A 21,886-nucleotide genomic window follows, 5' to 3' on the forward strand; every position below is an offset into this window, starting at 1 on the left:
AGTCTGGACCGTGTCTCAGTTCCAGTGTGGCTGGTCGTCCTCTCAGACCAGCTACTGATCGTCGCCTTGGTGAGCCTTTACCTCACCAACTAGCTAATCAGATATCGGCCGCTCCAGGAGCACAAGGCCCGAAGGTCCCCTGCTTTCATCCTTGGATCGTATGCGGTATTAGCGTAACTTTCGCTACGTTATCCCCCACTCTTGGGTACGTTCCGATATATTACTCACCCGTTCGCCACTCGTCAGCGGAGCAAGCTCCCTGTTACCGTTCGACTTGCATGTGTAAAGCATGCCGCCAGCGTTCAATCTGAGCCAGGATCAAACTCTTCAGTTCAATCTCTGTTTGTTGGCATTGCTGCCACCCTGCATTGCTGCAGGGGTCGCTCACTCAAAATACTGACCGTTATCTCATTGCTGAGACAACGTATTTCTTTTTCGTGAACATTTGATAATTTAAGTAATCAAGAACCGAAGTTCCTGGCACCTTCATCAAACGCCCACACTTATCGACTGTTAATTTTTAAAGAACCTATTCGGTGCTGCTTCATCTGCCGTTTGCTTCGAATCGTTGTGTTCGTCAGCAGCAGAGGAAAGAGAGTATGAAGTGTTTTTCGTTTTCCGTCAACCCCTTCATTTCGCTTCGTCGCAGTTTTCACTGCTGACTTCACCACGCTAACCGGTTGATTTGGCTTGCGTTTTTCGGTCAGTACCGAAGCGGAGGCGAACTATAGCAAACCAACTGCAGAGTCCGCAAGGGGGTGGGAAAGAAAGTGCAGGGGCTACAACAACCAGTCGATCGGCAGCCACGACAGCGCCTTCACGGCGGCGCGCTTGAACCAGCTGGTACCAGGTTCCTTGTCATGGCGAATCACCTGTTCCCCGCGCCGTTCGATCCAGATAACCGAGCCTTGCTCATCGAGCCGCACTTCGTAGGCGCGAGTCGGCAAGGTCCGGCCGAGGGTCTCGGACAGCCGCGTCGCCAGCGCGGGGCTGTCGATCACCATCCCCATCTCGGTATTGAGGTGGATCGAACGCTGGTCAAAATTGAAGGAGCCGACGAACACGCGGTTTCCATCCACGCCAAAGGTCTTGGCATGCAGGCTGGCGTCAGAACTGCCGATCCCGCTGCCGCTGCCGCGCTTTTGGCGCGACGGCTCGTCGGTCGCTTCGCGGCGCAGTTCATACAGGGTTACCCCAGCCTCGAGCAACGGCTTGCGCCACTTGGCATAGCCCGCATGCACCGCCGCGACATCGGTCGCCTCGAGCGAATTGGTCAGGATGCGGGTTTGCACACCCTTGCCAGCCAGATCGACGAAGGCGGCAGCGCCCTCTTCTCCCGGTACGAAATAGGGCGAGACCAGATCCAGGCTGCGCTGCGGCTCGCCCAGCAGGTCCTTGAGCTTATAGGCGATATTCGCCTCTGGCGCTGCCTTGCCGACCACCTTGGCCGGGTCGTCGCTGACAAACCTGGTGCGCGCCCACTCCAGCGGCAGACTTCCTCCAACCAATTGCTCTAAAAACTCAGAGCGCTTGATCGCCTCTATATAGGCACTGGCTTTAGCATCGGGTTTCAACGCCGGCCCAGGCGCGGCAACGACCGCATCCGGCGCCAGCAGCGCCAGCGGGTAGGCCGACGGACTATTCCAGTACAGGTCGAAATCGTCCGACACGGCGCGCACTACCGGGCCGGCCGCGATCACATCGAGGTCGGCAAAGGAAATTTCGCCGGCCGCTCCGAAATACTCGTCCCCCACATTGCGCCCGCCAATGATCGTGACCTGATTATCGGCCGTGAACGATTTATTGTGCATGCGACGATTCAGGCGCATGAAATCGGCAACCAGGCCCACGGCCCGCATCGAGCGGATGGCATTGGGATTGAACAGCCGTACCTCGATCAAGGGATGGGCGTCGAGCGCGGCCAACGGGGCGTCGAGCCCGGCCGTGTTGTTATCGTCGAGCAGAAGGCGCACGCGCACGCCGCGCTCGGCCGCCGTCCTGAGTGCCTCGAACATCAGCCGGCCGGTGGTGTCGTCACGCCAGATATAGTATTGGACGTCCAGGCTGCGGTCGGCGGCCTGGGCCAGCACGGCGCGCGCGGCAAAGGCGTCCCGTCCATCCGCGAGGGCGTGGATGCCCACCAAGCCGGGGTGCGCCATCGTCAGCGGCGTCAAGGCCTTGCCGAGGCGGGTATCGTCGGTATGGGAAAACGCGGTGCTCGCCACCCTGCCCTCGAGCGGCGGTAGCGACGAGCAACTCGACAGCGTCAGGGTCAGCGCGATCAGCGCCCCTGGCAGCACCAGCCACACCCCGCGCTTGTGCATGCTTACAGGCCGTCGAATTCCGGCTTGCGCTTGTCGAGGAAGGCCGACATGCCTTCTTTTTGTGCAGGCGTGCCGAAACCGGCGTGGAAATAGCGGCGCTCATAGGCCACACCCTGGCTCAGGGTCGTCTCGTAGGCCTGGTTGACGCAATCCTTGATCTGCATCGCCACCGACACCGGCATCTCGGCGATACCCTGGGCAATCTTGATCGCCTCTTGCATTACCTCGGCCGCCGGGTACACGCGCGACACCAGGCCGGTGCGCTCGGCCTCGGCCGCGTCGATCATGCGCGTGGTGAGCAGCATGTCCATCGCCTTCGACTTGGAAATCGCACGCGGCAGGCGCTGGGTGCCACCGGCGCCCGGGGTCACGCCGACCTTGATCTCTGGCTGGCCGAACTTGGCGCTGTCGGCCGCGACCAGGAAGTCGCACATCATGGCCAGCTCGCAGCCGCCGCCGAGGCAATAGCCCGACACCACGCCAATGACCGGCTTGCGGATGTCCAGAATGTGCTCCCAGTTACGGCCAATATAGTTATTGCCGTAGGTTTCCTGGTAATCGTAATTGGCCATGGCGGCAATGTCCGCCCCCGCCGCGAAGGCCTTGTCGCTGCCCGTCAGCACGATCACATTGATCGCCGGATCCTTGTCGAACTTGCGCAGGGCGTCGCCCAGCTCGTTCATCATATTGTCGTTGAGCGCATTGAGCGCCTTCGGCCGGTTCAGGCGTACCACGGCAACCTTGCCGTGGTTCTCGATCAACAGGTCAGCGTATTCCATATTGCATCCTTATAGAGTTGACTTTACTGTCGCGATTGTAGCGCTTTCCGTATGCGTCAAGTCCAGCCGGCCGTCGCTTATTTCGGCAGCAGCACCCATAGCGATCCCTGCTGCTTCATGAGCCCCGCATTATCGGTTGCCTCAGGCCCGAAGCCGAAGAAGAAATCGGCCCGCACCGCACCCCGGATGGCGCCGCCGACGTCCTGCCCCATCACCAGGCGCTGCAGCAGCGCGCCATCCCTGGGCATGGTGGTCGACAGCCACACCGGCGCGCCCAGCGGCAGGATGCTGCGGTCGATCGCGATCGAGCGCCCCGGCGTGAGCGGCACGCTGAGCGCGCCGCGCGGGCCCGCATTGGGATCGGTCACCTTGTGTTCGGTGAAGAAGATATAGCTGGCGTTCACGTTGAGCACCTCCTGGCGGCGTGCCGGATTGGCCGCCAGCCAGGCGCGGATCGACTGCGCCGAGACTTGATCGGGGCTCAGTATTCCTTGCTCGACGAACCAGCGGCCGATCGCTTTATAAGGATGACCGTTCTGGTCGGCATACCCCACGCGCACGGTTTCGCCGCTATCGAGCCGCACCCGGCCCGAACCCTGCACCTCGAGGAAGAAGGCCTCGACCGGATCGTTCACCCACAGCAGCTCGCTGCCGCTCAGTGGCGCGCGGTCGATCTCGGCGCGGCTCGGGTAAGGCACCAGGGTCTTGCCGGACAGCCGGCCACGCAGGCGCCGGTTCTCGAGGTCGGGATACAGCGCGCCCAGGTCGACCGTGACCAGGTCGCCGGGCACCCGGTACAGGGGCGTCTGGTAGGCGCCGCCGCGCTTGCGCGCACCGTACAGCATGGCCTCGTAGTAGCCGGTGATCATGCCGGTATCGCTGCCGTCCGGGTTGCGCACCTGGTTGGGCACGAAATACGTCTCGAAGAAGCGCCGCACCGCCGCGCCATCTTGCGCGTCGACCGAACGCGCCGCGGCGCACGCGGTCTTCCATTCGGCCGCGCGCGCGGCCAGCACGCTGCACGACTGCTGGAACGCCGGCCACGCCTGGCGCACATCGTCCTGCTGCCAGCCCGGTAGCGCGTCGAAACCGACCGGGGTCAGGGGCGGCGTCGGCGCGGGCGCCGGCTGCTCGGCCGGTGGGGCCGGCGGCACCACGACCGGCCCCACCGGCGGCGGCATCGTGATCGGCGGCTGCTGCGGCGCCGGCGTGGTCGAACAGGCGCTCAACAACGCGACGAGCGCGATCAGGGAAGGTACACTGCGGCGTGTCGTATACATAAAAGACGTGGAGACAAGCATGTGGATCTTGATGGTCGAAGCCGGCGTGGCGTTCTTTTTGCTCGTATTTATCGTCTGGTGGACGATGTTCGCCGGCCGCAAGGACGCCGACCGCAGGGCCGACGAACAAGAGCGCGACGATCGCGAGCGTTGATCAGTGCAGCGAGCGCGGTGGCGACAGCACGAATTCAGGGATCGGCGACTCGAAGCGGTGACCGTCTTCGGCCACGCAGAAGTATTCGCCGCGCATCGAGCCCTGGGCGGTGCCGAGCTGGGTGCCGCTGGTGTATTCGAACTGTTCGCCGGGCTGCAGCAGCGGCTGGTGGCCGACCACTCCCAGCCCACGCACCTCTTGCATCTGGTTGTTGGCGTCAAGGATCACCCAATGGCGTGAGATGAGCTGGGCCGCGATGCTGCCGGTGTTCTTGATCGTGATGGTATAGCTGAACACGAACTGGCTCCGGTCAGGGTCGGACTGCTCCGGCAGGTACTGCGTTCTGACGGTAACAGTGAAATCGTAGGCGGGCATCGGGTTTCCTTGGATGATCGTGAACAAGGCCGCAGCGCTTTGGGCGGCGGCCGGCGCGCCGTGTGGCGCAAACAACAATAATGATACCGCCTGCGGCCCGAATCGTGCGCCACCTGGCGCGATCGGGGCGGCAACACTGCAGCACGGCGCCCGACCGGCGTAGAATAGCGGCTTCTTGTTCAATCCCGCCCCATCGTCCCATGACCACCTACCGCATCGCTCCCAGCATCCTGTCCGCCGATTTCGCCCGCCTGGGCGAGGAAGTGCGCAATGTCGTCGCCGCCGGCGCCGACATCATCCACTTCGACGTGATGGACAACCATTATGTCCCGAACCTGACCATCGGCCCGCTGGTATGCCAGGCGATCCGTCCGCACGTGGACGTGCCGATCGACGTGCACCTGATGGTCAAGCCGGTGGACCGCATCATCCCCGATTTCGCCAAGGCCGGCGCCAACATCATCACCTTCCACCCCGAGGCCTCGGAACACATCGACCGCACCCTGCAGCTGATCCGCGACAACGGCTGCAAGGCTGGCCTGGTGTTCAATCCGGGCACCCCGATGCACTACCTGGAACACGTGATGGACAAGATCGACATGATCCTGATCATGTCGGTCAACCCGGGCTTCGGCGGCCAGTCCTTCATCCCTGAGGCGCTCAAGAAGATCGCGATCGCGCGCCGCATGATCGACGAATCAGGCCGCGACATCCTGCTCGAAGTCGATGGCGGCATCAAGGCCGACAACATCGCCGCCGCCGCTGCCGCCGGCGCCGACACCTTCGTGGCCGGCTCGGCCATCTTCGGCAAGCCGGACTACAAGGCGGTGATCGACGCCATGCGCGCCGAACTGGCGACGGTGGGCAAGTAATGAGGGCCGGCGCAGCAGGCATCCGGGCCGCCATCATCGACCTGGACGGCACCATGCTCGACACGGTGCCCGATTTCGAGGCGGCCCTGAACGGCATGCGCGCCGACCTGGGCCTGGGTCCCATCACCCAGGCCGTCATCAAGCCGCTGGTCGGCAAGGGTTCCGAGAAACTGGTGCGCGATGCGCTGCTGCTGGACTGGGACGCGGCGCGCGTCGACGCGGCGTATGACGACGCCATTGCCGGCTACCAGCGTCACTACCTGGCCATCAACGGCGACCGCAGCACCCTGTTCGACGGCGTCATCGAGGGCCTGCAAGCGATGCGCGCGCTCGGCCTGCGCCTGGTGTGCGTGACCAACAAGCCGGTGGCGTTCACGCTTCCCCTTCTGGAGCAGAAGGGATTGGCGCCCTACTTCGAGCAGGTGTTCGGTGGCGACTCGTTTGCCAAGAAGAAGCCCGATCCGATGCCCATGCGCGAAGCCTGCGCCGCGCTCGACCTGGCGCCGGGCCGGGTGGTGGCGATCGGCGACTCGTCCAACGATGCCGAAAGCGCGCGCGGCGCGGGTTGCTTCGTGCTGACTGTCCCATATGGATATAACCACGGACGCCCTGTACAAGAAATTCAATCCGATGGTATAGTTGATTCGCTACTCGACGCGGCGAATCTGATCGCCGCACACAATCGCACTGCACACTAAGTTATCTATACATGTTTTTCACCAAAAAACACACTGTCAACCAAACCGGTGCCCTTGAGGCCTGGCTTTGGCGACGCTGGCAATCCTGGGCTAATTAAGCCGTATCGATTGCTGCCGGTGTTCGCGTCCGCGATGCCAACCCGGCAGGTTTTTTGAAGCACACCACCGCCCCACCACACCCGGGCGGCACGGAGAAAACATGACCGAACTCGAATTCAAGTCGCTGGCCAACCAGGGCTACAACCGCATTCCACTGATCGCGGAAGCCTTCGCCGACCTCGAAACCCCGCTCACGCTCTACCTCAAGCTGGCCCAGTCCCAGCACACCGGCAAGAACACCTTCCTGCTCGAATCGGTGGTCGGCGGTGAGCGTTTCGGGCGCTACTCCTTCATCGGCCTGCCGGCCCACACGCTGCTGCGCACCACCGGCAACACCACCGAGATCGTGCGCCATGGCGAAGTGATCGAATCGCACCAGGGCAACCCGCTCGACTTCATCGAGCAATTCCAGGCGCGCTTCAAGGTCGCCCTGCGTCCCGGACTGCCGCGCTTCTGTGGCGGCCTGGCCGGCTACTTCGGCTACGACACCGTGCGCCACATCGAGCGCAAGCTGGAGCACACCTGCCCGCGCGACGAACTCGGCCTGCCGGACATCCAGCTGATGGTGACCGAAGAACTGGCCGTGATCGACAACCTGTCCGGCAAGTTGTACCTGATCGTCTACGCCGACCCGGGCCAGCCAGAGGCGTACTCGCGCGGCCGCCAGCGCCTGAAAGACCTGCGCATGATGCTGCGCCGGAGCGTGGACGCCCCGGTCACGTCGAGCTCGGTGCGTACCGAAGCCGTGCGCGACTTTGGCAAAGAAGATTACCTCAAGGCCGTCGCCAAGGCCCACGACTACGTGATGGCCGGCGACCTGATGCAGGTGCAGATCGGCCAGCGCATCCGCAAGCCGTATGTCGATTCGCCGCTGTCGCTGTACCGCTCGCTGCGCTCGCTGAATCCGTCGCCGTATATGTACTACTACAACTTCGGCGACATGCAGATCGTCGGCGCCTCGCCCGAGATCCTGGTGCGCAACGAGACCCTGCCGGAAGGCGGCCGCAAGGTCACCCTGCGGCCGATCGCCGGCACGCGCGGCCGTGGCGCCACGCCCGAGCAAGATGCCGAGCTGGCCGAAGAGCTGCTGAACGACCCGAAAGAAGTCGCCGAGCACGTGATGCTGATCGACCTGGCGCGCAACGACATCGGCCGCATCGCCGACATCGGCTCGGTGAAGGTCACCGACCGCATGGTGATCGAAAAATACTCGCACGTGCAGCACATCGTCTCGAACGTCGAGGGCAAGCTGAAAGACGGCATGTCGAACCTCGACGTGCTGCGCGCGACCTTCCCGGCCGGCACCCTGACCGGCGCGCCGAAGGTGCGGGCGATGGAAGTGATCGATGAACTCGAGCCGGTCAAGCGCGGCATCTATGGCGGCGCCTGCGGCTACCTGTCATTCGGCGGCGAGATGGATGTCGCGATCGCGATCCGCACCGGCGTGATCAAGGACGGCAACCTGTACGTGCAGGCCGCGGCCGGCATCGTGGCCGATTCGATCCCCGAGATGGAATGGCAAGAGACCGAAAAGAAGGCGCGCGCCGTGCTGCGCGCCGCCGAGCAAGTGCAAGATGGCCTGGATGGGGAGTTCTGACATGCTGCTAATGATCGACAACTACGACTCGTTCACCTACAACATCGTGCAGTACTTCGGCGAGCTGGGCGAGGACGTGCGTACCGTGCGCAACGACGAGATCACGATCGACGAAATCGCGGCATTGAAACCCGACCGCATCTGCATCTCGCCCGGCCCGAAGGCGCCCAAGGATGCCGGCATCTCGCTCGACATCCTGCGTGAATTCAAGGGCAAGCTGCCGATCCTGGGCGTATGCCTGGGCCACCAGGCGATCGGCGAAGCCTTCGGCGGCAATGTGATCCGCGCCAAGCAGGTCATGCACGGCAAGACCTCGAGCATCGCCCATATCGGCGAAGGCGTGTTCACCGACCTGCCCAGTCCCTTTACCGTGATCCGCTACCACTCGCTGGCGATCGAGCGTTCTTCGCTGCCGGCCTGCCTCGAAGTGACGGCATGGACCGACGACGGCGAGATCATGGGCGTGCGCCACAAGGACTATGACATCGAGGGCGTGCAATTCCACCCCGAATCGATCCTGTCCGAGCACGGCCACGCCCTGTTCAAGAACTTCCTGACGCGCTGATGCGTCCATGCGTGAGCGCCACTTGCGCGGCGCCGTGCCCTTATTACGCCTAAACGACTGGAACCATCATGCCGATCACTCCACAAGAAGCGCTGCTGCGCTGTATCGAACACCGCGAGATCTTCCACGACGAGATGCTGCACCTGTTCCGCCAGATCATGGCCGGCGAGATGTCGCCGACCATGGTCGCGGCCCTGACCATGGGCCTGCGCGTCAAGAAGGAAACCATCGGCGAGATCACCGCCGCGGCCCAGGTGATGCGCGAGTTCTCGACCAAGGTGCCGATGGCCGACACTACCCACCTGCTCGACATCGTCGGCACCGGCGGCGACGGCGCCAACACCTTCAATATCTCGAGCGCCTCGATGTTCGTGGCGGCAGCCGCCGGCGCGCGCGTGGCCAAGCACGGCGGGCGCAGCGTCTCGTCCTCGTCCGGTAGCGCCGACGTGATCGAAGCCTTCGGCGCCCACATCGACCTGAAACCCGAGCAGATCGCGCAGTCGATCGCCCAGACCGGCATCGGCTTCATGTTCGCTCCCAACCACCACGCGGCGATGAAGCACGTGGCGCCGGTGCGGCGCGAGCTGGGCGTGCGCAGCATTTTCAACATCCTCGGGCCGCTGACCAATCCGGCCGGCGCGCCGAACATCCTGATGGGCGTGTTCCACCCCGACCTGGTCGGGATCCAGGTGCGCGTGCTGCAGCGCCTGGGCGCCGAACATGCGATGGTGGTCTGGGGCCGCGACAATATGGACGAAGTCTCGCTCGGCGCCGGCACCCTGGTCGGTGAACTGGTGAACGGCGAGATCCGCGAATACGAAATCCACCCGGAAGACTTCGGCCTGGCGATGATCTCGAGCCGCAACCTCAAGGTAGCCAATGCCGAGGAATCGAAGGTACGCGTGCTCGAAGCGCTGCGCGGCGAACCGGGTCCGGCGCACGATATCGTGGCCCTCAATGCCGGCACCGCGCTGTATGCGGCCGGCGTGGCCGACTCGATCGAAGCCGGCCTGCACAAGGCGCGCGCAGCGATCGCCTCCGGCGCCGCCATCGCCAAGCTGGAGCAGTTCGTGCAGGTCACGCGCCAGCTCGGCGCGGTCAACTAAACTTATTGCGAGAGCACCGATGTCCGATATCCTGAACAAGATCCTGGCCGTGAAAGCCGACGAAGTGGCCGCGGCGCGCAAGCACCGCGACCTGCTCAGCCTGCGCCGCGACGTCGAAAGCGATCATGCGGCGCGCGCCGCCGTGCGCGGTTTCGAAGCCGGCCTGCGCGCCAGGATCGCCGCTGGCCACGCTGGCGTGATCGCCGAAGTCAAGAAGGCGTCGCCATCGAAGGGCGTGCTGCGCGCCGACTTCCAGCCGGCCGCGATCGCGCACAGCTACGCCGAACATGGCGCGGCCTGCCTGTCGGTGCTGACCGACGTCCAGTTCTTCCAGGGCTCGGTGGACTACCTGCAGCAGGCGCGCGCCGCCTGCGCGCTGCCGGTGCTGCGCAAGGATTTCATGGTCGACCCTTATCAGGTGTATGAAGCGCGCGCGATGGGCGCCGATGCGATCCTGCTGATCGTCGCGGCGCTCGACCACGGCCTGATGGCCGAACTCGAAGCCTGCGCCATGGACCTGGGCATGGACGTGCTGGTCGAAGTGCACGACGGCGCGGAACTCGATGCGGCGCTCAAGCTCAAGACTCCGCTGCTCGGCATCAATAACCGCAACCTGCGCACCTTCGAGGTCACGCTCGACACCACGCTCGGCCTGCTGCCGCGCATTCCGAAGGATCGCCTGGTGGTGACCGAATCGGGCATCCTCGGCGCGGCCGACGTGCAGCGCATGCGCGAGGCCGATGTCCACGCCTTCCTGGTCGGTGAAGCCTTCATGCGCGCGCAAGACCCCGGCCAGGAGCTGCAGCGCCTGTTTGCCTAGGATTGGGGCTTAAGGCAGAGGAACTCCGGATGGTTGGATGAGGTCTAACGGTTACGCCAATACCGGCGCAACCTGCGACCGTCCTGCATCCACCATGAAGACCCATCTTCGCAGCGCATGCTTTCTTTTCGCACTGATCCTGCTCGCGGCACTGGCCGCATGCGGCACATCGACGGCGCCGCCGGCCCCGCAGCCGCCCTCCGACGCGGTGGTCATCTTACTGACACCCGTTCCCGCCCCTCCCACGACACGCACGCTCAACGCCTACAAGGCCGACGTCGCGCGCCACGTCATGCAGCGCAATCCTGAGCGCGTATTCGAGGGAGAATTGCCGCCCATGCTGCCGGCGGTGGTGGTGCTGAACATCACGGTCGACCGCGACGGCCGGCTGCATGACATCCAGGTACAGCGTTCGCGCGATGCAGGCGCCTCCGAGGTCGCGCTGGCATCGCTGCGCCGCAGTGGTCCGCTACCGCCGCCCCATGGCCTGGCGCCGCGACATGCCGACCTGATGACATTTTCCGAGACTTTCCTGTTTGGAGACCGCTACCGCTTCCAGCTACGCACGCTGGCAGGGCCGCAGCGTACAGGCCTGTAGCAGCATCAGTGGCTGTGGCACGATGCCGCCGCCGGGTGGGCAGCATCGTCCTTGGCGCGCATGCTGCAACGCTTGCAGTGGCGGCGATTACGCAGATGCGCGTACAGCAGCATGAACCCGCTGATGACGGCGAACACCGCTTCCGCCTCTTCGCCAAACAGCGGGCTGACGACGAATACGGCGCCCAGAAACATCGCCAGGCCGGCGCAGCCGACCAGCAAGGTGGTCTTGTCGCGGTGCTTCAGGTAGCCAGGCACCAGCGCCAGCAAGACGGGCAAGGTGATTGCCGCGATCAGGGTGTCGTGGAAGGTGTCGTGCGCATGCGCCAGCCCGAGCATCGGAAACGCCAGGATCACGAGCGGCATCGCCATGCAGTGCAGCAGGCACAGGATCGATGCCGCCATGCCGGCGACATCGCCGTATTTGATCAGGGATTTCATGAACCCTGTTCCTTTCTTCGCTAATCGGCGCAGTACTGTGTACTCCACCGGTGGGGTGCGTAGGGTGGACGGCTTCGCCGTCCACGCGTTCAAATCACTGTTGCATCGCGGCGGCGCATCAAATCACTGTTGCATCGCGGCTGCGCCTACGCTTGTCGAACGCGTGGATGGCAAAGCCATCCACCCTACGATGCGATAGCGGATGATCATGCATTCATTCGCCGGCGATGAGTTTCGGTCAGAACAGCACGCGCAGGCCGGCCGTCAGGTTGCGGCCAGTCAGCGGTGCATAATCCTTGATGAAAGAGGTATGGCTATAGGCCAGGCGGTCGGTCACATTATTCAGGCGCACGTACAACTGCGCCGGCAAGTTGCCGATGCGGGTCGAGTAATGCGTGCTGAGGTTGAGCGTCGTGTAGCCGCCGGTCTCGGTTTCGAACTCGGCGATCTTGTCCTGCTTGCCCCTACTTACCAGTTCAGCCAGGCCATTCCATGCGCCCCAGTCGCCTTCGAGCTTGACGCCAAGGCGGTGCGCCGGCGTGCGCGGGATGTCGCGGCTGCCCGGGCCTTCATCGAAACGCGCGCGCACATAGTCGCCGAACACGGTGGCCTTCCACACCGACGACAGATTGTGCGCGACCTCGCCTTCCAGCCCGGTGAAGGTGGCGTCACGCTGGGCGTAATTGATCAGCTGCAGGCCTTCGAACTGGCCGCGCGTCTGCGAATAGATGTAGTCGCCGATCCGGTTGTGGAAGGCGCTGAGCGAAAAAGTCGTCCGGCCGGCGAACTTGCGCAGGGTCAGGTCGAGATTGTTCGAGGTTTCCTTCACCAGGTTCGGATTGCCGATCTCATAGGTGTTGGTGGCCAGGTGCGGGCCGTCGGCGAACAGTTCTTCGGCGGTCGGCAGGCGGTGCGTGTGCGACAGCGAGGTACCCAGCGAGTATTCGGGTGCGAACTTCCACACCGCGCCCAGCGACAGCGAGGTACCGCGCGTGTGGCTGTCCGGCTTGTCCACCTCGACGTCGACGTCCTGCCATTCGTGGCGCACGGCGGCCTCGAAGCGCACATTGCCCAACCGGTATTCCTCGGTCAGGAAGGCGGCGTGTTTCTTGGTCAGCGTCGGTGGCACATAAGCCTCGGCGCCGATGGCCGAGAAATCGCGGCGCGTGGTCTGCAGGCCGAACACGCCATGCCAGCCTTTGACCGGCGCGTGCACGAATTCCAGGCGGCCGTCGTGGCCCTTGTTCTTGAAGGTGGTGGCGACCGCGCTGCCCTCGACTTCGTCGTGGATGTAGTCGGTGAACGAGGCGCGCAGGCGCACCCGCTCGATGCCGGCCACCGGATTGCGGTATTCGCCGCGCACATCCCAGCGTTCGCTGTCCAGGTCCACCACCGGCGCCTCGATCTGGCCCGCTTCGTTCTCGAAGCCGTGGCCAGGCAGGCCGTACTGGCCGCGCTCCTTGGTGAAGGCGGCGCCCAGGTAGCCATCCTTGCCGACCCATGAGAGGCCAACGGTGCCGGTCTCGGTTTCCTTGTAACTGCCGGGGACGCGGCGGCCGCCTTCCCAGTCCTTGCCGACGCGGTAGTCATCGGCATCGCGCTTGACGCCCTCCACGTGCAGGGCGACGTTGCCGCTGCCGGTGGTCAGCTCGAAGGCGCCGGTCTTTTCGCGGGCGGCCGAATTGGCGCGCACCTCGGCACTGCCTTCCAGGCCGTTCTGCGGCATCGCGGTCGGCACCTTGCGGTCGATGATGTTGACCACGCCGCCCACGGCGCCGCCGCCATAGGCCAGCGCCGATGGGCCGCGCAGGACTTCGATGCGCTCGGCCAGCACCGGCTCGAAAGCAACGGCGTGATCGGGGCTGATGGTCGATGCGTCCTGGATTTCGGACCCGTCGGACAGGATCTTGACGCGCGGGCCATCCATACCGCGAATGATCGGGCGGCTGGCGCCGGCGCCGAAGTGGCTTGAGGTAATGCCCGGCATGCTCGACAAGGTTTCGCCCAGGGTCGACTGGCGGGTACGCACCAGCTCATTGCCGCCGAGCGAGGTCACCGGCGTGACCATGTCGTCGCTTGCCACGCCCAGGCCACTGGCGGACACGACGACGGTCGCGGGCACCCCGCCCGACTGCGCGTGGGCGGTGGCGGCCAGCGGGCCGCCAAGGACCAGGGCGCAAGCCAGTGCGAGCGGCGTACGCTTGCCAGTGAAGTCAGTCATGGGAAATCCTTGATTAGTCAAATCTAATGATAACCGATTATCGTTAAGGATTCAACGCGGTACTGCAATCGGGCGCGGCCACGAAAAAACCGGCGCGAGGCTGGCGATGCCTCGCGCCGGTCGATTGGCGGTGTTGTGTGCGTTAGAAGATGACGCGAATCCCCGCCGTCAGATTGCGGCCGGTCAGCGGCGCGGCGTTCTTGATGAACGAGGTGTGGCTATACGCCAGTTCGTCGGTCAGGTTGTTCAGGCGCGCATAGAACTGGGTCGGCACGCCGCCGATGCGGGTCGAGTAATGGGCGCCGATATTGAGCATGTTATAGCCCGCGGTTTCGGTCTCGTACTCGGCCAGCTTGTCCTGCTTGCCCACCCGGTACAGCTCGACCATGCCATGCCACGCGTTCCAGTCGCCGTCGAACTTGACGCCGATGCGCGAGGCCGGGATGCGCGGCAGGTTGCGGCTGCCCTGGCCCTCCTCGAAACGGGCGCGCACATAGTCGCCGAACACGGTCGCGCTGATCGTCGGGGTCAGCTTCTGGCGGATCTCGCCTTCCAGGCCGGTGAAGGTGGCGTCGCGCTGGGTGTACTCCACCAGCTGGAAGCCTTCGTGGTTGTCCAGCGTATGCGCGTAGATATAGTTGTCGACCCGGTTGTGGAAGGCGCTGACCGAGAACGTGGTGTCGCCTTCGAACTTGCGCAGGGTAAGGTCGACGTTGTTCGAGGTTTCCTTTTCCAGGTCCTGGTTGCCGACTTCATAGGTGGCGGTGGCCAGGTGCACGCCGTCGGCATACAGCTCCTCGGCGGTCGGCAGGCGGTGGCTGCGCGACAGCGACGCGCGCAGCGAGTATTGCGGCGCCAGCTTCCATACGGCGCCGACCGAGGCCGAGGTGCCGCGCGCATCGGTGTCGCGCAGGCCCGGCGCCTCAACCGCGATGTCTTGCCACTCGTGGCGCAGGCCGGCCTCGAAGCGCCAGTTGTCCAGCTTGTATTCCTCGGTCAGGAAGGCGGCGTGTTTCTTGGTGAGGGTCGGCGGCACATACGCTTCTTCGCCGATGGCGGAGAAGTCGCGGCGCGTGGTCTGCAGCCCGAACACGCCGCGCCAGCCGGCGATCGGCGCGTGCACCGCTTCCAGGCGCGCATCGTGGCCCTTGTTGCGGAACGAAGTCGAGACCACGTTCTCTTCCAGTTCGTCGTGCACGTATTCGGTGAACGAGGCACGCATGCGCACGCGCTCGATGCCAGTCACCGGGTTGCGGTACTCGCCGCGGATGTCCCAGCGCTCGCTGTCGAGCTTCACGATCGGCACGCCATGTTCGTGGTCGTGGTCATGGTCATGGCCTTCCTCGCCATGGTCGTGGCCGTGTTCCTCTTCTTCCTCATGGCCATGGCCGCCGCAATGCAGGTGGTCGCCATGCGGGTGGCAGCTCGCGAAATCATGGCTATGGCCCGGAATGCCGTACTCGGTGCGCTCCTTGGTGAAGGCGGCGCCGATATAACCGTTCTTCCCGATCCACGACAGGCCGACGGTGCCGGTCTCGGATTCCTTGTAGCTGCCGTTCACGCGGCGGCCTTCATCCCAGTCCTTGCCGACGCGGTAATCGTCGGCATCGCGCTTGACGCCTTCGAGATGCAGGACCAGGTTGCTGCCGGCGGCGGTGGTGAATTCGAAGGCGCCGGTCTTTTCGCGGGCCGCCGAATTGGCGCGCACTTCGGCGCTGCCTTCCAGGCCGTTCTCCGGCATCGCGGTCGGGATCTTGCGGTCGAGGATATTGACCACCCCGCCCACCGCGCCGCCGCCATAGGCCAGGGCCGACGGACCGCGCAGCACTTCGATGCGCTCGGCCAGCACAGGTTCAAACGCAACCGCGTGGTCGGGGCTGATGGTCGAGGCATCCTGGATCTCGGCGCCATCGGACAGGATCTTCACGCGCGGGCCATCCATGCCGCGGATCACGGGACGGCTGGCGCCGGCGCCGAAGTGGCTCGAGGTGATGCCGGGCTGGTGGGCCAGGGTTTCACCCAGCGTCGATTCACGGGCCCGTACCAGCTCGCTGCCGCCGAGCGACGTCACCGGCGTGATCATATCGTCGTCCACCACGCCCAGGGCGCTGGCCGATACCACCACGGTCGGCACGCTGTCCGGATCCGACGCCGCGCGGCTGGTCGTCTGGGCATGGACGGCCAGGGGCGCGCCAAAGGCCAGCATCAGCGCCAGGGTCAGCGGCGTACGTTTGCAGGAAAAGTCGGACATGGTGGTTCCTCGAGATAGATGACAGGATGCCTATGTGGCGATAACGATAAGCCGTTATCATTAGCAATGAAATGATAAGTCATTATCATTAAGCATTCAACCGCTTTTTTGATCCCGCTTTGCGCTTTGAGGTATCCTTCGCCTATGCAACGCAATACACGCCAAAAATCCGCCATCCTGCATGCGATCGAGCATGCGCAGCGCCCGCTGTCGCCACAAGAGATCCTGGATGAAGCTAGCCGCGAGGTCAGCCAACTGGGCATGGCGACCGTCTATCGCAACCTGAAGTCGCTGGTCGACGACGGCGCGCTCAAGGTCGTTACCCTGCCGGGCGAAGGCGCGCGCTACGAATCGACCAGCGCGGCCGAGCACCACCACCATCACTTCCAGTGCACCGCCTGCCAGCGCGTGTTCGACGTGCACGCCTGCCCCGGCGACATCGAGCACATGGCGCCCAAGGGCTTCAGCGTCGAAAGCCACGAGCTGACCCTGTACGGCCGCTGCGCCGACTGCCTCAAGTCCTGACAAAAAAACGGCCGGTGCGCAAGCGACCGGCCGTTTTCATATAGTCGATGTGCTGTTTATTTTCCGAGCACGTTGAGCACGGCCAGCGTCATGGCCTGGGCGCCGGTCTTGATCGACGGTTCCGGCACCGGGGCATAGAACGGCGAGTGGTTGAAGGCGATCGGCTTGCCGCCTTCGCGTTCGGCTTCGGCCACTACCTTCGGGTCATACACGCCGGTAAAGAAGAACATCGACGGCACGCCTTCGTTGGCGTACAGCGAGAAGTCTTCGCTGGCGGTCATCGCCGGCATGCGCACCGCCTTGTCGGCGCCAAACGCTTCCTTGAACACCACCTCGGTCTTGTTGACCAGCTCGGTGCTGTTGACGATGGCCTGGCCACCGCCGCCGATCAGCATATCGGGCTTGGGCGCACCGGCCATCGCGGCCGAGCCTTCGGCCACGCGACGCACGCCTTCGAGCAGCTTGGCGCGCACCGACGGGCTGTACGAGCGGATGGTGCCGCGCACCTGCACGCTGTCCGGGATGATGTTGCCGACCGTGCCGCCCTGGATGGCGCCGACCGTCACCACGCCGAATTCCTTCGGATCCTTCTCGCGGCTGACCACGGTCTGGACGTCGACCACGAAGCGCGCCGCGATCGCCACCGGATCGATGGTCTTATCGGGCGCCGAGCCATGGCCGCCACGGCCCTTGAAGGTGATCTCGAGCCAGTCCGAGTTGGACGATACCGGGCCGTCGTTGAAGCCCACCGTGCCATACGCCAGCGGCCAGGAATGCAGGGCGAAGGCGTAATCCGGTTTCGGGAAGCGCTTGAATAGGCCGTCGTCGAGCATGGCCTTGGCGCCCGAGACGATTTCCTCGGCCGGCTGGCCGATGAAGACCAGGGTGCCCTTCCACTGCGATTTCAATTCGACCAGGGTGCGCGCGGTGCCCAGCCAGCTGGCCATGTGCACGTCGTGGCCGCAGCTGTGGGTCACGAAGGTCTCGCGGCCCTCGCTGGTGGCGCGCGCCCGGCTGGCGTACGGCAGGCCGGTCTTTTCTTCCATCGGCAGGCCATCCATGTCGGTGCGTACCAGGACCGTCGGGCCGGCGCCGTTCTTGAGCACCGCCACGATACCGGTCTTGCCGACCTTCTCGGTGACCGTGAAGCCCAGTTTCTTCATCTCGGCCGCCAGTTTGCCGGCGGTGCGCACTTCCTGGAAGGCGATCTCGGGATGGGCGTGCAGGTCTTTATAGATCGCGTCCAGCCACGGATACATGGCGTCGACCCTGGCGACGACGTCGTTCTTGAGCGGTGCGGCCTGCTGGGCCAGGGCGGGGGGCGCGGACAGTGCCAGCGAGGCGGCCAGGGCGGCCGCCGCGGCGATACGGGTAAGTGTCATGGGATGCTTGTGGTTAGGGAGAATCTTGGAATTACACCGCGCTGGGCCGCTTGATCGCCGCCGATTTGCGCCCCGCCACCGCCTGCGACAGGGCGATGCACGGCACGCGGTCGGCCTGCAGCGTGACGTCGAAGGCCATCAGCTCGTCGCGCCGGAAGGCGTGCACGGTCACGCGGTCGCCGACGCGGTAGCGCGCCAGCAGGGTGTCGACGTTGGGCGGATTGCCGTTCACGCGCAGGCCGTCGATCGCGATCACGACGTCGAGCGCCGACAGGCCGGCCTGGTGGGCGGCGCCACCCTCGTGGACCTGGGTCAGCTTGGCGCCGAGCGGGTCGCGGCCGATGCCGGCGTCGAGCGACACCTTGCCGCCCTTGCGCTCGTCGCTCAGTTTCACGCCCAGCGGCGCATACAGCTTGGCCAGGGGCAGGTCGTCAGTGCCGCGCACATAGCGTTCGAACATCGATTTGAGTTTGAGGCCGCTGACTTCGTCGAACAGCGCCTCGACCTCTTGCTCGGTCACGCCACGGCCGGCGCCGTTGTAGAAGTCGCGGCCATAGCGTTCCCACAGCGCCAGCATGATGTCGTCCAGCGACCGGGCGCCATTGGTCCTGGCGCGGATGGTGAGGTCGAAGGCCAGCGCGATCAGCGAACCCTTGGTGTAGTAGCTGATGATCGCATTGGGCGAGTTCTCGTCCTGGCGGTAGTACTTGCTCCAGGCGTCGAAGCTCGAATCGGCCACGCTTTGCTTGAGGCGTCCGCTGCCGCGCAGCACGCCGCCGATGGTCTTGGCCTGCAATTTCAAATACGTGGCTTCGCCGATGATCCCGGCGCGCACCAGCATCAGGTCGTCGTAGTAGCTGGTGAAGCCTTCGAACAGCCACAGGAGCGGCGTGTAGTTCTCGGCCTGCAGGTCGTAGGGGGCGAATACGGCCGGCTTGATGCGCTTGACGTTCCAGGTGTGGAAATACTCGTGGCTGCACAGGCCCAGGAAGCGCAGGTAGCCTTCACTTGGCTCGGCCGCCTTGGGCGTGGCCAGGCTCGGCAGGTCGGCGCGGGCGCAGATCAGGGCGGTCGAGGCGCGGTGTTCGAGGCCGCCATAGCCATCGCCCACCGCCATGGTCATGAACACGTAGCGTCCGAGCGGGGCGCGCCTGGTCTCCGGTTCGAAGAAGGCGATCTGGGTTTCGCAGATCGCCTTCAGGTCGGCCTGCAGGCGCGCCATGTCGAGGTTGGGCACGCGGCCGGTGATCACGATATCGTGCGCCACGCCGTGGGCCTCGAAGGTGGCCAGCTCGAAGTCGCCCATCTCGACCGGATGGTCGATCAGTTCATCGTAGTTGGCGGCGGCGTAGACGCCGAAGCCATAGCGCCTGGCGCCAGCTTCGGGCATCGCGGTGGCCACGCGCCAGGTCTTGGCCGACGGGTCGAGCGGGCGCTGGATATCGACCCGGTGCGCCAGCGTTTCTTGTCCCAGCACGCGCAGGAATACGCTGGTGCCATTGAAGAAACCATGGGTCTGGTCGAGGTGGGCGGCGCGCACCGACAGGTCCCAGGCATAGACTTCGTAGTGCAGGGTCAAGGGTCCGGCGGTCGGCGCCGCGCGCCACGCGTGTTTATCGAGCTTGGTGAGCGCGACGACCCTCGCCTCCCCTTCGCCGCTCTCGGCGCGGATGCGCACGATATTGCGCGCGAACTCGCGGATCATGTAGCTGCCCGGGATCCAGGCCGGCAGCGCGAACACCTGGCCGTCGGGATCGGGATTGGCGACCGTGACGGTCACATTGAACAGGTGACCGGCCAGGTCCTTGGGAACGATGGTGTAGTCGATTGCGCTCTGCTTCTTCTGCGATGGCTTTTTCATGATCTTTTTGTAGGGTCTCTCGGGACGCGCCGAATGGGCATAGTGTAATCGATCGGGCCAGGCAAAACTTCCGCCATGCGTGGTGGATGCCTGGCGCGCAGCCTATCCAGGCAGGTCAACTGGGGAATCGATGTCGCGCAGGATGCCGCAGTCAAGCACGGCGATCGTGGTCACCGGGCAGCTTGCCAGCAGGCCCCGCGCGCCCTGGTCGCCCTCCAGCGCCAGCAGGGCATCGCGGTGCGCGGCGCCGAAGGCGACCGGGTTGCCGCGCCGGCCCTCGAATAGCGGCGCGGCGATGGCGGCGCCGTCGTCGATCGCCGCGCCGAGTGCGCGCAGGGTGGATGGGGCGACGAAAGGCATGTCGCCCAGCGCCACCAGCCACCCCTGCCCGGGCGGCTGGTCGTGCAGCGAGTAGCCGATCGCATGCGCCAGCGAGAGACCCATGCCGCCGTCGGCGTCAGGGCAGACCGTGACTTCGCAGCCGAGCTGGCGCAGCAGCTCGCCTGCCCCGCCATCGTTCGGCGCCACCACCGCCACCACGCGCGCGCATACGGCCAGCAAGGTGCGCGCACTGGCGCCGAGCACCGGCTCGCCGCCGGGCAGGCGTTGCAACAGCTTGTTGCGCTCCCCCGAGGGATCGAAGCGGCGGCCGCGGCCCGCGGCCAACAGGATGCCAGTCAGCGCCATCGGCTCATGCTTGCAGCGCCACGGCGGCATCCTTGATGGCCGCGCGGATCCGCTGGTAGGTGCCGCAGCGGCACAGGTTGCCGCTCATGGCGTTATCGATGGCGGCATCGTCCGGATGCCGGTTGGCGCGCAGCAGGGCGACGGCGCTCATCACCTGGCCGCTCTGGCAATAGCCGCACTGGGGCACGTCGTGGCGCACCCAGGCGTCCTGGACGGCCTTGCCGACCGGGTCGGATTCCATCGCTTCGATGGTGGTGATGCGCTGGCCCACGACCGCCGCGATCGGGGTGACGCAGGCGCGGATCGGCGCGCCGTCCAGGTGCACGGTGCAGGCGCCGCACAAGGCGGCGCCGCAGCCGAACTTGGTGCCGGTGAGATCGAGGTTGTCGCGCAGCGCCCACAGCACGGGCGTGGCGGGATCGGCATCGAGCTGCAGGTCTCTTCCGTTGATGTTCAAGGTCAGCATGAACGCACTCCCTGGCTGGACGACAACCGTGATCGGCCGCTGGCGACCGGCTTATTTTGCCGGCTTGGCTTCCAGCGCATCGAACTTGGCCTCGAGCGCCTTCAGGTCGATCGCGCCCGGGATGCGGGTGCCGTCGGCGAAGAAGATGGCCGGGGTGCCGGTGATGCGCAGCTTCTGGCCGAGCGCCAGCACCTTGTCGTTCGGCGATTCGCAGGCAGCCGGGGTCGCCGGCGGCACTTTACCGCTGATCATCCAGTCATCCCAGGCCTTGTTGCGGTTCGGCGCGCACCAGATATTCTTCGATTTCGTGAACGAATCCTCGGACAGGATGTTGTACAGGAAGGTGTAGATGGTGACGTTGTCGATGTCCTTGAGCGTGGTCTGGCGCAGGCGCTTGCAGTAACCGCAGTTCGGGTCTTCGAACACCGCGATCACGCGCTTGCCGTTGCCCTTGACCTGCTTGAGCGCCATCTCGAGCGGCAGGTCGCTGAACTTGATCTTGTTGATGTCATCCAGGCGTTCGCGCGTGAGGTTGCGCGAACTCTTGACGTCGTATACCTGGCCGATCACCAGAAACTCGCCCTTCTTGTCGGTATACAGGATGTCGCCCGCGACCCGCACTTCATACAGGCCGCCATACGGCGTCTCTTTGACCGACTCGATCTTGGCGCCGCCCAGGTGCGGCTCGAGCGCCTTCTTGATGCTGGCTTCGACCGTGTTCTGCGCATCGACGCACGACGCGAGCAGTGCGGTCGCCAGCAATACGGCGAGCTTCATTTTGACCAT

The 21,886-nt window shown here is 64.7% G+C and carries 21 protein-coding genes and 1 rRNA gene; 9 read left to right on the forward strand and 13 right to left on the reverse strand.

What is annotated here, in order from left to right; genetic code table 11:
* From GNT67_RS00005 to mltA, 4 genes are all read right to left on the reverse strand, one after another.
* Positions 1-334: ribosomal RNA gene (locus GNT67_RS00005) — 16S ribosomal RNA — on the reverse strand; the annotation flags it as partial.
* 445 nt (positions 335-779) lie between these two features.
* Positions 780-2,324 (reverse strand): phospholipase D family protein, encoded by a 1,545-nt coding sequence (locus GNT67_RS00010; RefSeq protein WP_159627397.1) that lies wholly within the window; start codon positions 2,322-2,324, stop codon positions 780-782.
* A gap of 2 nt (positions 2,325-2,326) precedes the next feature.
* Positions 2,327-3,103, reverse strand: a complete 777-nt coding sequence (locus tag GNT67_RS00015; protein ID WP_159627399.1) for an enoyl-CoA hydratase — start codon at positions 3,101-3,103, stop codon at positions 2,327-2,329.
* A 77-nt stretch (positions 3,104-3,180) separates the two neighbouring features.
* Positions 3,181-4,383 carry a murein transglycosylase A gene (gene mltA / locus GNT67_RS00020; protein WP_159627402.1) on the reverse strand — a complete coding sequence of 401 codons (1,203 nt, stop codon included), beginning with the start codon at positions 4,381-4,383 and terminating at the stop codon, positions 3,181-3,183.
* 19 nt (positions 4,384-4,402) lie between these two features.
* Here mltA and GNT67_RS03025 point away from each other — a divergent pair, with 19 nt between their 5' ends.
* The gene (locus GNT67_RS03025) at positions 4,403-4,537 is read left to right on the forward strand and encodes a hypothetical protein (RefSeq protein ID WP_267872694.1); all 135 of its coding nucleotides are present in this window, start codon (positions 4,403-4,405) and stop codon (positions 4,535-4,537) included.
* Here GNT67_RS03025 and apaG read toward each other — a convergent pair whose 3' ends face one another.
* On the reverse strand, positions 4,538-4,912 hold the full coding sequence (gene apaG / locus GNT67_RS00025; RefSeq protein WP_159627404.1) for a Co2+/Mg2+ efflux facilitator ApaG/CorD: 375 nt from the start codon (positions 4,910-4,912) through the stop codon (positions 4,538-4,540).
* A gap of 200 nt (positions 4,913-5,112) precedes the next feature.
* Between apaG and rpe the strand changes: the two genes are divergently transcribed.
* From rpe to GNT67_RS00060, 7 genes are all read left to right on the forward strand, one after another.
* Complete coding sequence (gene rpe / locus GNT67_RS00030; protein ID WP_159627405.1) at positions 5,113-5,784, forward strand: ribulose-phosphate 3-epimerase; 672 nt, start codon at positions 5,113-5,115, stop codon at positions 5,782-5,784.
* Positions 5,784-6,482: a phosphoglycolate phosphatase gene (gene gph, locus GNT67_RS00035; RefSeq protein ID WP_159627407.1), complete on the forward strand. Its 699-nt coding sequence runs from the start codon at positions 5,784-5,786 to the stop codon at positions 6,480-6,482. The genes rpe and gph overlap by 1 nt, the downstream gene beginning before the upstream one ends.
* Before the next feature lie 199 nt (positions 6,483-6,681).
* Positions 6,682-8,178 carry an anthranilate synthase component I gene (trpE, locus tag GNT67_RS00040; protein WP_159627409.1) on the forward strand — a complete coding sequence of 499 codons (1,497 nt, stop codon included), beginning with the start codon at positions 6,682-6,684 and terminating at the stop codon, positions 8,176-8,178.
* 1 nt (position 8,179) lies between these two features.
* Positions 8,180-8,743, forward strand: a complete 564-nt coding sequence (locus GNT67_RS00045) for an anthranilate synthase component II (RefSeq protein WP_159627412.1) — start codon at positions 8,180-8,182, stop codon at positions 8,741-8,743.
* A 68-nt stretch (positions 8,744-8,811) separates the two neighbouring features.
* Positions 8,812-9,849: an anthranilate phosphoribosyltransferase gene (gene trpD, locus GNT67_RS00050; RefSeq protein WP_159627414.1), complete on the forward strand. Its 1,038-nt coding sequence runs from the start codon at positions 8,812-8,814 to the stop codon at positions 9,847-9,849.
* A 19-nt stretch (positions 9,850-9,868) separates the two neighbouring features.
* The gene (trpC, locus tag GNT67_RS00055) at positions 9,869-10,669 is read left to right on the forward strand and encodes an indole-3-glycerol phosphate synthase TrpC (RefSeq protein ID WP_159627416.1); all 801 of its coding nucleotides are present in this window, start codon (positions 9,869-9,871) and stop codon (positions 10,667-10,669) included.
* A 94-nt stretch (positions 10,670-10,763) separates the two neighbouring features.
* The gene (locus GNT67_RS00060; protein ID WP_159627418.1) at positions 10,764-11,267 is read left to right on the forward strand and encodes a TonB C-terminal domain-containing protein; all 504 of its coding nucleotides are present in this window, start codon (positions 10,764-10,766) and stop codon (positions 11,265-11,267) included.
* Between the two features lie 5 nt (positions 11,268-11,272).
* Here GNT67_RS00060 and GNT67_RS00065 read toward each other — a convergent pair whose 3' ends face one another.
* The 3 genes from GNT67_RS00065 to GNT67_RS00075 form a co-directional block, all read right to left on the reverse strand.
* Positions 11,273-11,707 carry a MerC domain-containing protein gene (locus GNT67_RS00065; RefSeq protein ID WP_159627420.1) on the reverse strand — a complete coding sequence of 145 codons (435 nt, stop codon included), beginning with the start codon at positions 11,705-11,707 and terminating at the stop codon, positions 11,273-11,275.
* Positions 11,708-11,945: 238 nt separating this feature from the next.
* On the reverse strand, positions 11,946-13,928 hold the full coding sequence (locus GNT67_RS00070) for a TonB-dependent receptor (RefSeq protein WP_159627422.1): 1,983 nt from the start codon (positions 13,926-13,928) through the stop codon (positions 11,946-11,948).
* A gap of 142 nt (positions 13,929-14,070) precedes the next feature.
* Complete coding sequence (locus tag GNT67_RS00075; protein WP_159627424.1) at positions 14,071-16,179, reverse strand: TonB-dependent receptor domain-containing protein; 2,109 nt, start codon at positions 16,177-16,179, stop codon at positions 14,071-14,073.
* 144 nt (positions 16,180-16,323) lie between these two features.
* Here GNT67_RS00075 and GNT67_RS00080 point away from each other — a divergent pair, with 144 nt between their 5' ends.
* A complete protein-coding gene (locus GNT67_RS00080; RefSeq protein WP_137172093.1) occupies positions 16,324-16,704 on the forward strand; it encodes a Fur family transcriptional regulator in 381 nt (126 codons plus the stop codon).
* 56 nt (positions 16,705-16,760) lie between these two features.
* Here GNT67_RS00080 and GNT67_RS00085 read toward each other — a convergent pair whose 3' ends face one another.
* The 5 genes from GNT67_RS00085 to GNT67_RS00105 form a co-directional block, all read right to left on the reverse strand.
* Complete coding sequence (locus GNT67_RS00085; protein ID WP_159627426.1) at positions 16,761-18,086, reverse strand: amidohydrolase; 1,326 nt, start codon at positions 18,084-18,086, stop codon at positions 16,761-16,763.
* A 31-nt stretch (positions 18,087-18,117) separates the two neighbouring features.
* Positions 18,118-19,947 (reverse strand): M61 family metallopeptidase, encoded by a 1,830-nt coding sequence (locus GNT67_RS00090; RefSeq protein ID WP_159627428.1) that lies wholly within the window; start codon positions 19,945-19,947, stop codon positions 18,118-18,120.
* Positions 19,948-20,049: 102 nt separating this feature from the next.
* Complete coding sequence (locus GNT67_RS00095; RefSeq protein ID WP_159627430.1) at positions 20,050-20,634, reverse strand: nucleotidyltransferase family protein; 585 nt, start codon at positions 20,632-20,634, stop codon at positions 20,050-20,052.
* A 4-nt stretch (positions 20,635-20,638) separates the two neighbouring features.
* Positions 20,639-21,100 carry a (2Fe-2S)-binding protein gene (locus tag GNT67_RS00100; RefSeq protein ID WP_159627432.1) on the reverse strand — a complete coding sequence of 154 codons (462 nt, stop codon included), beginning with the start codon at positions 21,098-21,100 and terminating at the stop codon, positions 20,639-20,641.
* Between the two features lie 51 nt (positions 21,101-21,151).
* Positions 21,152-21,886, reverse strand: coding sequence for a DsbC family protein (locus GNT67_RS00105; protein ID WP_159627434.1), 735 nt, complete (start codon positions 21,884-21,886; stop codon positions 21,152-21,154).

Source organism: Massilia puerhi (assembly GCF_009861485.1).